We start from the raw sequence: 11,317 nt of genomic DNA, 5'->3' as shown, positions 1-11,317 counted from the left end.
AAAGATCGTTGAGGCGAGGACCCCGAGGATGTGGTCGCGTGTGTGTCGCAAACGGGGTGTGGCGCCGAAATGTATGGGGTTAACTGGGGAAAGGCTAGGGGCTCACAGGTGCTTCGATGGAAACCTCGTTGCCTTCGATATCGCCTTGGAAGTTGCCGGAGTTGTCGCCGGTGCTGCCGGCTTCGCCGGTACCGTCGGTGGCGCGTTCAAGGTCTGTGAAACCGGTGGGACCGACCAGGGCCGACTCAATGGCGAGCGGGCTGGTTTTGCCGGTATCGTTTGCGTCGTAAACGATGGTGGTCATGACGATCCGGCTGTCGGTGTCCACATTCGGCGTGAACGGGGTTTGACCGTTGGCGATAACCGCCAGGTCGTCGGGATTGTTGGTCACGAAGACATCATAGGTATAGTTGGACTCGCCGCTGTTGGTGGTGAAGGTATTGGATGTGAACAAACCACCGTAGCCCTCGGGGTGGAACTCGGTGAGGGATTCGAGCAGCGGGGTGAAGCGCGCGAACCCTGTTTCAAATTCCGAGGGTGATACGTATTCGTTGGCCAGGTCGGCTTTGTGGCGCAGAATGGCGCTGCGTGCTGCAAAAGACTCCATCTGGCTGAATTTCATGGCGCCGGTCATGGCGGATTGGCTCGAGCCCTGGTAAAGCAGACTGCCTGCGAGGGCGAGGAACAGAAGGACACACATCATGGCGATGACGAGCGTTGAGCCGCGTTCTTTGCCGTTTGAGGTATTCATTGGGAAACTCCTTAGCATAATGCGTTTGCTTTACATATAGGGCATGGGCAGGAAGCTGTTGATGCGGAACTGTTGCTCGAAACCGCGTTCGAGTCTGCGTGCCGCACCGAGGGACGCCGTTTCGGTCTGGGTTTCCAGCGAGAAGGAGACGCGGGCCGCGATTGCGTGGCGACCGGTGAATACATGGTAATCCTCGGCGGAGCCGGGGTAGGCGTCGGCGCTTGCGAGCCAAAAAGCGTCGGGATCGGATGTCACGGCGCTGACGCTGCCGTTTTGGTCGGCCAGCAACACGTTGACGGGCGCGGTCGCGGGGTTGACGTCAAAGCCGAGTTCAACCTCGAAGCGGTTGATGTTGGTTGCGATGACCTCGGGTGCGTCGGAATTGTGTTCTCGCATCAAGGTGCGGGTCCCGTCGGGCGCTGTTTCCACATAATAAGTTACGCGGTGGAAATTGCTGCTGTTCCCCAGCTTGCGGGCGAGGAAGTGTGGTTCGGTGATGGCACCGGTACCGTTGACGGATAAGTTGGCCAGTGTCAGGGCAGGGGCGTTGGTGATTACCGCGGCGCCGTTCATGTCGCGGCGCAAACCGCCGCCGGGATAGTTGTTCGTGAATACGCCGCCGTCAACGAGGCCGAAGGTCAAGGGTACCGAATGCTGCAACGAGCTGTCGGCTGGGGCGACGCGACCGCCCGCGTTGGTGACCTGTACCAACACCGCGTTGTTACCCACGCCGTTGTCCGGTTGCAAGTTGGCATTGTTCCACGGTGCCGGTTTGGTGGGCTCATCGCGAAGGTATTGCGAGGTGTTGCTGGTCAGCATGGGTTGAATGTTGTAGACCAGAAAGATATCGCCCTCTTGGACGGCGTCAAGGGCACCGGTGTTGTTGGAGTGAATGGTGCCGCCGGTGAGCGGGTTTGAGTTGTTGGGATCGTCGAAACTGAACAGAAAGGTGGGGGTAATCGAGCCCATGCCGCGGTTGACCTCGTAATCAAACCACTGAAGCGTAATGTTGCTGTCCCCGTTGGCATCGACGATATGATCGGTGACACCGTACATAAACTTGCCGTTGTTGACCTCGTTTTCAAAAGCCGGCACAAACTCATACTGAACGTTGTAGATCGAAAGGTCGGATAAACCTTTGCCGGCGTTTAAGAAGTCGTACCGCATTTGGTTGGACAAACTTTTGAGGGAGGTGGTAATACTGTTGGTTCGCGCGGAATCGGCGGTTGTTGAGCGGATGGAGCGAAAGGTTGCTACCAAACCGGAGCTAATAATGAGCGTCAACAACAGGGCGAGCATGAGCTCGGTAAGGCTGAAACCAAGGCGCACTTTGCCTTTGAGAATCATGACTTCTCCTATATCTGGGTTACTTTGTCTTGAGAGAGATGGGTGCCGTGGCGAAACCGTTAGCCACCACTTAACAGATCATATTGAGCACTTAATACAATATTGGCCTCGTAGGCGAAGTTACTGGCCGGGTTCAAGGTCTTTGCGCGCTCGGAATCGAGCCGCCAGCCGACCCAGGTCACACCGATCGCGAGTTGTGTCCAGCCGTCGCCGACTTCGACTTGGGAAATTTCGACACTGTAATAAACACTGTCGTCATCGTCGGTACGGTTACCTTCCGCGTCGAATTGATAATAAGTTTGCAGGGTATCGAGGTCCCATTCACCATAGGGTGAAGCGGCCAATTCATTGGCGACGGTTTCGACAATCATGGTGGCTTGCGTATGGTTGGTGGCAATAAAGGTACTGAAAATTTGTGCTTGAAAAGCGCCGACCAAACCGACAATGCCGATGAAAAGAATGGTCAAAGAAATCATTGCTTCGATGAGTGAGACACCACGGGCGGCACCTTGTGGGGGTGTTGCCTGCTGTTGGTGTTGCTGTGTCTGATTCATGGTTCTACCCCCTTACTCGATCCAGTCCCAATCTGAGTTCGCGCCGTATTTAAAGGCAATTTTTGTTTCACCCTTGGCGGTGATGTGCAGTGCGCCGCGAATGTCTTGGTTTTCGATTTCAAAGATGAAGGTGCCGCTGCCAGGCGTGTTGGCCGCCCCGGACAGGATGCGTCCGTCTGGAAGAATCAAAAACTCGTTGTCTTCAAAGGGGGTGAGCGGCAAGTCCAAACCCGTGTAGTGGTTCAAATCGGGATCCGCGTTTAGTTGGATCACTGCTAAGGTATTGCGCGCCGCGCCTTCCGGGGGGTGTTGCACAATCGTAATCGGGTCGACAAAATCGCCGGTGCGGTTCATGTCCAAAACGGCCAAAACCGAGCGCTCGTCGCGATCATAGGTAAACCGAACCGGTGCTTTGTTGACAATGGCGTCGCTTTTGGCACGGATGAAGGCGGTGCGCAGCATGCGAACTTCATTGACCAATGCGTTGCGGCTGATAATGCCGGAGGTGAAATACAACCCGGCGGCGGTGATGATGCCTATGATGGTGGTTACGACCATTAGTTCAATCAAAGAATAGCCGCTGTGTGCATTTCTTGATTTCTGCTTGGTGCTGGTGGATCTGTGGTGGTGGTTGATCATGGTTCCTACCTCTCTCGGCCCCTGCTTCTGCATCTTACATGCCACTGTGTAAATCTTTGGTTTTCCGGGTTCTTTGTCGTTTTACCGGGTTGCTGACGGGTGTCCGTGGCAAGCATGGTGGGGTGGGGTGCAAAAAAATGCACGGGTTAGCGGCTGACGCCCGCGCCGCGGAAATGGGCCAGCGTTCGGGTGGTGAGTTCGTTCATGACCGCGATGCGGATCTTCTTTTCATCCAAATCTTTTTGGCGGGCACAGGCGCTGCCGCCAGGCTTAACCTGAATGCGCTTGGCCGACCATTTTTCTGCTTTTTTCTCGTCCTTGCCGGCGACGCTGTACTTGCCGTCCTTGGCCACCAGGTTGACTTTGACCGTCATCGTCTCTTCCACCGTGACCATCCAGAACTGGACATCGCGGTCACCGATGTCTGAACTCCAGTCGATCTGGACCGCGCCGCTGCCGGAAATCGTGCTGCTTTTGGCGCGTTCGACGGCGGTCTTGGGGGTGAGCTTGTCGCTGCACTTGGCGCGAATGAACATGCGCATTTTGGCGGGTTTGACGTAGATTCGTTGGTAGGTTGCCGGGGCCGCGTTTTCAGGGGCTTTTGAGCCGGGTTTGGGGCCGCTGTCCTTGGTAATCATGTTGAACTTGGGTGCGCGCGAGGGCAACTTGTATACGGCGTTTTGGGCTTGCAGCGGGATGCCGGCGGCAACCCATAAAACCATCGAACATAGTCCCATCAAAGTGGTGGTGGAAACGGCGGTTGGCATACGAAAGCTCCTTCGTGTGGGTTCTGTGGATGGGGGCACGGCCCGGTTTTCCCGTTCGCGATCAAAGCGGCTTGATCGCCATCCCGGCGCGGGCGACCCGGTCGTTTGTGCAAAGCACGAGCCAATCCGCGTTGGGGTCGTTCGTTTTTGGTGAGCCTGGTGGGTTGAGGGTACCGCGCATCCGGCAAAAGCGTGGCTTTGCCTGGTTTGATCTGACCACAAATCAAGCCCATTTTCTCCAAGGGATGGAAAAAATGGGCTTGGTTGTGATCCGGGTTACCGGTGCTTATTCACCGCCGAGGTTGAGGTTGCGCATCAAGTTGTCCTGCCAGCCGAGGGTGCCGAAGACGGTGGCGATGCGTTGGCGTTTGGGTTCCGCGTGGGATACATCGGCCACCGTGCTGTCACCGTCTTGGGATTGAACATCCGAGAAGGGACTGGCCAACGAACTGGCGTCGGTCACATTGTTGACGTGGGCCAAGATCTCGCGGCCGTACACGATGATCGAACCCGCGATGGGCGCACCCAGACTGATGGTGTCGGTGACCGGCTCCTCACCGGAGGAGAGGCGTTCGGTGTCGATAAGCATCAAGTTACCGGGATCGTTGGGATCGGCGTCGCAAAGGCTGAGGGTGTCGCCGGTGGCGGTACCCACGACCAACTGATCGCCGACCAGGGCGGGCCGCGCGAAGACCTTGTGGTTATCGGGCAAATCGAAGGAGCCGTTTAAGGTGAAGGTATCGCTTTCTAAATCGTAGGTGAATCCGTATACGGTGTTGTTGAAGGTGGTGGATGGGTATGCGCTTTCATCGTAGAGGAACGGGTGATCACTGGAGATGATGTACATTTCCAGGGTGTCCTCATCCAACACGTTGACGTTCGGGGTGTGGAAGAAGCGGGCGCCTGCAACGCGTTCGGTCGTTACCCTGTTACCGCTTTTGAGGTTTACCGTGTACAACAGGCCCTCGGAGGTTGCCCCGACGACGTAATCAATGTAGCCGTTGCTGTCCGTATCCAAGAGGGCCGGGGTACCGACCATGACGTGATCCGTGCCGGCGGAACCGATGGAAACGTTCGCGATTTCGCGGCCGCTCAACGCATTGATCAGGTAAAAAGAAGGGGCGATGCCGGAAAGCGGTGTCGCGCCGCTTGAGTAGGCGATGGCCCACGCGACACTGTTTCCGTCTTCAATCCACCCGATACTGGGTGGATTCACCATGTCCTGGGTATTGTCGTCAACCCGTTCCCACATCGGAGAGGGGCTGTCGGGATCGGTAATGTCGAGCGCGAATACCGCGTTACCGGTTAAGCTGTTGCCGCCGGATTCCTCGGTGCCGCCTTGCCAACCCTGGGTGATAAAGGCAACGCGCTGCCATCGGTCAGCGTCCCCGACAACCGCGGAAATAGCGGTTGCGTCGACCTTGGCCGAAACCGAGCCCGCGCCGGTGTAGTTAATTTTCATGTCGTCCAAGAGGTGGCCGGGGACGTAGGACCATACCTCGCGGCCGGTACCGTAGTTATCGTCGAGGTAGTGCCCGTCGGCCCAAACATCGCTTTCATTCTCTCTGCGACCGACCCAGGCGCCCGCGTCGAACATGTGGACCATGCCGGCCTCGGACCCGATCAGCAGACGGGTCGGTAAGCCGATTTGATCGTCCTCGGAAATGAAGTCGATGTAGGAGCGTTTGACCGCGGTGGGAACGTCGGCGCCAAAGATAAACGGCGGCAGACCTGGGGCGCGGATGACCTGTACCGAAGCACGGTTAATGCCGCCCAGCAGCCAGGATTTCTCCGGGCCGTTGGCGATGAGGGAACCATCCGCAACGGTTGGATTGCTGTAGCCGTGAATCCAGGCCGACAACCAAATGGAGGCCGAGGTGGTATCTTGCAGCAGTGCGTCGGGCTCGTGGAAGTTGTTGATCCAAATGTTGTTTTGTTTCTCGTCGGTCAAATCAAACGCGGTGACCAGGCCTGCATCAACCGTTCCCAGCTCGATCTCGACCTGGCGCAAATCATCACTCAGACCGTCGTTCGGTGCATCGTTGGGGACGTAGGTGTAAATGGTGCGTGCGGTACCCGAGGTGAAATCGTCGATCATGCGCACACCGGCGTCCCAATTGAAGGGGTAGCCCGGTTGGGTTTCCGGCGAATCCTCGGGGTCGACCGTGTTGGGAACGACGGTTAAACTGCTGCCGTGTTCAAAAGTTACCAGTGAATAGAGGTGGCCGCGGTTGCGGTTGGTTTCTTCCCAATCGAGGTCCGGTGTTTGGAAGGCCGGAATATAACGCACGTTGGAGTTGGGAATGACCGCCGAGTTGTAGAAGAAGTCGTGAACCAAGAATTGGTAGGTAACCTCTGCCTCGTAAACAACCGGGGTGAAGGTGTCGACGTTGTTGGTCGCCATTTCCACCTTCCAGTAAATCTCTTGTTTCTTGTCCTGAACTTCAATGAGTGCGTAACGGCGCACGCGACCGCCGGATTCGCTCGTGGTCCCGTTGGTACTTTCCTGGAACAGATCGGGGTCGCGCTCGTGTTGGCCGCCAAGCAGGGGGATCCATTCGTCGTTGCCCGCCAAACGGTAGTAGTAGTTGACGTAGTTGCCTTCCACGCCCCACAAGTCGTCGGTGAAGTTGTCTGTAAATTCGAAGGTAACTTGGGAGAGCGAGAAGTCGTCGAAGGTTTCGCGTAATTCGTCGGCGACGTTGAGGGATTGCAATTGACCCCCCGCCTCGCGTTTGACGTAAAACACAACGTCTTCAAAGTCACGGTCACCGCCGCCGAACAAATCCTCCCAGCCAAGCAGCCAAGCGTTTTGGGATTCTTCCGGGGCACCGACCATCAAGTGGGCCATGCGGCCGTTAATGGCGCGGATGATTGAGCTGTCGTTTTCAAGGGCCATGTTAATGCCGTAGCGACCGTTGATGACCGTGTTGGCGTCAACCGCGGTACCGCTGAACCAGTCACGCAGGGCGCGATACTGGATGACGCGCCGGTTCTGGTTCCAGTTCTCCCATTCGTCGACCCAGGCCTGGTTGGCCGGGTCGATGGCGGTCGGGGTGGTGAAGTTGTCGGGGGGGACCTGGACGATGTCGTACCAGTCTTCGCCGAAGGCGTCCCGCGTCATGTCGTCGTGTTCGCCCTCGTTGCGTAAGTGGGGGAACCAGTTGTTGTTTCCGCTGTTGCCGAAGGCGTCACCGTTGGTGGCGCCGTTGCGACCGGGGCTGTTGGGCGGGGTATCCGCGTTAAAGCCGGATTTAGAGTAGTAGGTATTGACATTGGAACCACCGCTACCCCAGAAGACAACCAGGAAAAAAACCATTTCGCGGGAACCGGAAACGTCACTGGTGTACCAGCGATACCGCCAGTATTCCTCATTGCGCGGGTCGCGCCGCGCGGTGCCGTCCTCGTTTTTGAGGGCACTGGGGATGCGGCTGTCTTCGATATCGTCCGTTCCGTAAATAAGGTAGTCGGGATGGGCGTTGGTCGAACCAACGATGTCACCATAGGTGTTGCCGTAGGGTGAGTAAGTGTGGTAGATCCAGGTTTGACCGGTGTTACCGTCATCGTCCGCGATGTAGAAAATCGTTGAACCGGTCCAGTGGAAACTGTCGTCGACCGTATCAGCGGGGGTGCCCGCGTAAGAGAAGTTCCCCAGAAAACCCGGGGTGGCGACATTGGCCGCGCTGGTGGTTATGACGTCTTTGTCAACCACGTAGGGGGGGATGCGGTTGGCGCCGCGATTGTACTCCATCATGTCGGGGACCAGGTCGTTGTCCGCGTCCACATAGAGATAAGCGCCGGGGTGTTCGAAGTGACCGTCGTAGGTGCCGCCGGTAATCGTACTGTTAGGGACGAATTGCCAGTAGTCATCGGTGTGAAGACCGTTGGCGGCGGCCACGGTGCCGTTGCGGAAATAGGAGGCCGGCATCGAGTTGACCCCGGCCGGGGCGATGTCGAATAGGTCGGGGATGCCGTCGTTGTCGTCGTCGGTGTCGTCCTGGTTAAGGATCAAGTCACCGTCGAGATCGTCGGTGGGACCGGTTTCGAAAAAGTCGGGAATGCCGTCCTTGTCGGTGTCGATGTCGAAAAAGAAAAAACCGAACAAGTGACTGGCGCCCGCGCCCTCGGCCAGGTAATCGACATAAAAGGGTTGGTCGAGACCGAGGACCAGGTTTTCCAGGTCCAATTCGCGGTCCGTGTCGAGACTGATGTCGTTGTCGACCACAATGCCGCTGTCGGTTTCGAGAAAATCATCTTGGTTGAAATTGCCCGTGTTGTAGGTTTTGGTTACCTCGTTACAGGCGTCTTGAGCAAAGCCGGGGGTCGCAAACAAACCCAGGAGCAAAAAAAGAGTAAAAAACGGGGTCTTACGCAAGGGGATCCTCCTCTGACGTGTGATGCCGGGATTGGCGCGTTACGGCGTGTCGGAAAACTTGTTCAGGTCGAGGGCACGGTCGAATTGATCGATGGTGCCGGTACCTTGGCGGTTCATGTTCTGCTCGGTGACCGACAGCTCGGCGAACTCGACACTTTCTTCGCCCGTGGGGGCGATGATGGCGGAGTTGACGGCGACGGGCACCTCTTGGCCTTCGATGAAGACCTCCGCGGTCATCACGATGTAGCCGTCGTAATCCTGATCAACGTTGTAGTTGGCGGATCCGTGTTCGGAAAAAACAATGCCGTAATCGCCGGAGTTGTTGGCAACATACACGTTGTAGCGCATGCTGCTGGCGCCGCTGTAACTGGTGAAGGTGCCGGAGGCATAGAGCTTGCCGTAGCCGTGTTCCGACTCGGTGGTCAAGCTGGTCAGCAAGGGGGTGAAGTGGTCGATGTCGTCCCAGTCGTCGCTGAGCGAAGCTTTTTCTTTTTGGATCGCGCTAAAAGAAGCCATTTCGTACATTTGCGCGAGGCGCAAGGCGCCGGTTTCGCTTGATTGGGACTGGGCTTGAAACAACAGGCTCATCGCCAAGCCGAACATAATTAAGATGGCACCCATGCTGAGCACCAGGGTCGAACCTCTGCGGTTTTGCGTCGTGATCATGGGTCCTCCTTATTCGGCCGCGATGTTGTTGGCTTTGTTGTAGAACGGTAATGGGACCGTGTTGGCGATGCGGAAGCGGCTGTTAAACGACTTGGTCGGCAGGCGGCCGTCGCTGGTTTCCGCGGTGCTTTCGGCGGTGATCAGCACGTTGGCGGCCAGCGCGTGGCGCCCGAGCAAGGTTTGGTAATCGTCGTAGGAGACCCCGAAATCCGCGGCCTCGTAAGCCCAGGCCGCTGGATCGGTGGCGCTAAGCGTGCCGTCCATGTGGTTGATCTGGACCGAATTCGGCGGGATGTTGGGGGCGACGTCGAGACCGAGGAAGATCGAGAAGTCGGTGACGTTGGTCATCAGTACCTCGGGGTCGTCGTTATTGTGAATGCGCATCAAGGTGGGGTAGGTGCCGGTGTTGTCGATGATGTACCGGACCCGGTGGAAATCATCGCGGCTGCCCAGTTTGCGCGCGAACATGGTGTTGTCGAGCAATCTGGGATCGCCCGCCTCGGCGGGGCGGCTGAAGGGGAAGGAAATGGAGTCACCTTCCATGTCGGGACTAAAGTAGGAATCGCCGGTCTCGGCGAAGTTAACCGTAATCTGTTGCAGGTTGCCGTAATCGGCGCTGCCCACGGCCTCAACCGGGGAGACCTCACTGACTTCTAGGAGGACCGCGGTGTTGAGCGGGTCAACCGCGCCGCCTACCTGTTCGTGGTTCCACACGGCCAAGGTGCCTTCACCTTCGATATCCGTGTAGGCCGAGGTGGTGGTGCGGGCCGCATTGTTGTAAATCACGAAAATATCACCCGGCTCAACCGTTTGCAGGTAAGCGGTGGGCCCGATGAAATTGGCGGTGGTAAACAGGCCGCCCGCGGGGAAATCCTCACCCACGCCCAAATCAAATAAGAAGGTGGGGCTTTTGGATTCGTTGCCGCCGATGACGTCGTAGTCAAACCACTGCACGATGATCGTGGACTGCCCGGAAATGTCTTCCACGTCGTGATCGGTGACGCCGTGGAAGTAGCGGGGTTGGGCGCCGGCAACGAAGCTGTCGGAAAAATTATAGCGAATATTAAAAGCGCTCAAATCCCACAAACCGCGGCCGGCATTGGCGAAGTCGTGTTGCATTTGAACGTTCACGCCGCGGATCGAACCGGACAGCGCCGAAGAACGACTCTGGTCGGTCGCGCCCTTGCGCATTTCGGAGAAGGTGGCCGCGACGCCGCCGTAGATGGTCACCGCGATCAGCAGCGTGAGCATCAGTTCGGTCAAACTGAAACCGGCCGCCGCGCCGGGAGGTGATGCGTGGGACGGTGGTTGTCCCTTGAGCCCTGTCTGCGTCCTAAATTGTTGCTCAGGCGGCGCCGGCGTGGGGCCTTGATGGGAACGCGCTTCGATCATGATTTCCTCCCTGGTGCCCGAAAACCGGGTGATCAGGAAGGCGGTGCCGTTGCGCGACCCCTGAGGCGGGGCGGGCAGCGGTCGGCCGGTGATGATCACCATTGCGGTCGTACGGGGTGTTAGCGGTAACTCGGAACGATTTGGTAAGGGTTGCGCAACCAAAAAACGGCCTAAGCCGCCCATGGCGATGCCGAGGACGGAGCACCGTCTCTCGCTGCATGGTTGCAAAACGAATCGTGGTCAAACGTGGGCAGCCGTTCAATGAGGCTGCTCTGTCATCCGAATAGGCATAACGGCCCGTGATCATCACCGCGGTCATAGGCGGTGCGTCGGGGTCGTCGGCGCGGTAATGCGCCGTAACCACACCCATAGGTGGCGTGGTTGGATCGGCCGCGGGACGCTGGTAGGACGCGTTCCCGTGCCGCGTTTTTTCAGCCGTTGTTTTGGCGGCTGTAAAACGTTGGAATACCGGGGAGGGTAATAAGAAGGATAAGGACGGAACAAGTTTTAAGGACGGGGCTGTCGCCGCCGTTTCGGCATGCGACGGGCGTGGGCCGGATGGATCGGCACCGGTGCCACAAAAGACGCCACGAAGTCCGTACCGGACGGAACACCTTTGGTTTTTCACCAAATGTGCACCACTCCGCGCAATGCTGCGCGTGCGGTGATCGCTCGTGAGGTCGTGAAAGGGCATGAAGAACTCCTGCTCGCTCTTGAGCATAGAGTGTGCCGGCTGCGCAACTTGTTGCAGTATTTTGTTTTACGAAAAATTAAAGTTTTGCATTGAAGAAAATAGCGGTAAGGCACCAGTGTTTGGTGCAAAAAA

At 57.4% G+C, this 11,317-nt stretch carries 8 protein-coding genes; all 8 read right to left on the bottom strand.

The annotated features are described in order from the left end of the window. Nucleotides 1-94 precede the first annotated feature (94 nt). The 8 genes from J3U88_RS20450 to J3U88_RS20415 all read right to left on the bottom strand — a co-directional run bounded on the left by J3U88_RS20450 (nucleotide 95) and on the right by J3U88_RS20415 (nucleotide 10,491). Entirely contained in the window at nucleotides 95-751 is a 657-nt protein-coding gene (locus J3U88_RS20450) for a hypothetical protein (protein WP_207860833.1), read from the bottom strand. Between the two features lie 30 nt (nucleotides 752-781). Continuing rightward, the gene (locus tag J3U88_RS20445; protein ID WP_207860832.1) at nucleotides 782-2,098 is read right to left on the bottom strand and encodes a hypothetical protein; all 1,317 of its coding nucleotides are present in this window, start codon (nucleotides 2,096-2,098) and stop codon (nucleotides 782-784) included. A gap of 59 nt (nucleotides 2,099-2,157) precedes the next feature. After that, on the bottom strand, nucleotides 2,158-2,652 hold the full coding sequence (locus J3U88_RS20440) for a type IV pilus modification PilV family protein (protein WP_207860831.1): 495 nt from the start codon (nucleotides 2,650-2,652) through the stop codon (nucleotides 2,158-2,160). 12 nt (nucleotides 2,653-2,664) lie between these two features. Further along, on the bottom strand, nucleotides 2,665-3,291 hold the full coding sequence (locus tag J3U88_RS20435) for a pilus assembly FimT family protein (RefSeq protein WP_279382587.1): 627 nt from the start codon (nucleotides 3,289-3,291) through the stop codon (nucleotides 2,665-2,667). Between the two features lie 146 nt (nucleotides 3,292-3,437). Further along, a complete protein-coding gene (locus tag J3U88_RS20430) occupies nucleotides 3,438-4,058 on the bottom strand; it encodes a hypothetical protein (RefSeq protein WP_207860829.1) in 621 nt (206 codons plus the stop codon). A gap of 286 nt (nucleotides 4,059-4,344) precedes the next feature. Next, a complete protein-coding gene (locus J3U88_RS20425; protein ID WP_207860828.1) occupies nucleotides 4,345-8,433 on the bottom strand; it encodes a DUF4114 domain-containing protein in 4,089 nt (1,362 codons plus the stop codon). Between the two features lie 39 nt (nucleotides 8,434-8,472). Then, nucleotides 8,473-9,099: a hypothetical protein gene (locus J3U88_RS20420; RefSeq protein ID WP_207860827.1), complete on the bottom strand. Its 627-nt coding sequence runs from the start codon at nucleotides 9,097-9,099 to the stop codon at nucleotides 8,473-8,475. A 9-nt stretch (nucleotides 9,100-9,108) separates the two neighbouring features. Then, entirely contained in the window at nucleotides 9,109-10,491 is a 1,383-nt protein-coding gene (locus J3U88_RS20415; RefSeq protein ID WP_207860826.1) for a PilW family protein, read from the bottom strand. Between the last annotated feature and the right edge of the window lie 826 nt (nucleotides 10,492-11,317).

Source organism: Acanthopleuribacter pedis, assembly GCF_017377855.1.
GTDB classification, from domain to species: domain Bacteria; phylum Acidobacteriota; class Holophagae; order Acanthopleuribacterales; family Acanthopleuribacteraceae; genus Acanthopleuribacter; species Acanthopleuribacter pedis.
Note: the sequence above shows the minus strand (reverse complement) of the source record. Positions and strands in the feature narration are given on the sequence as shown.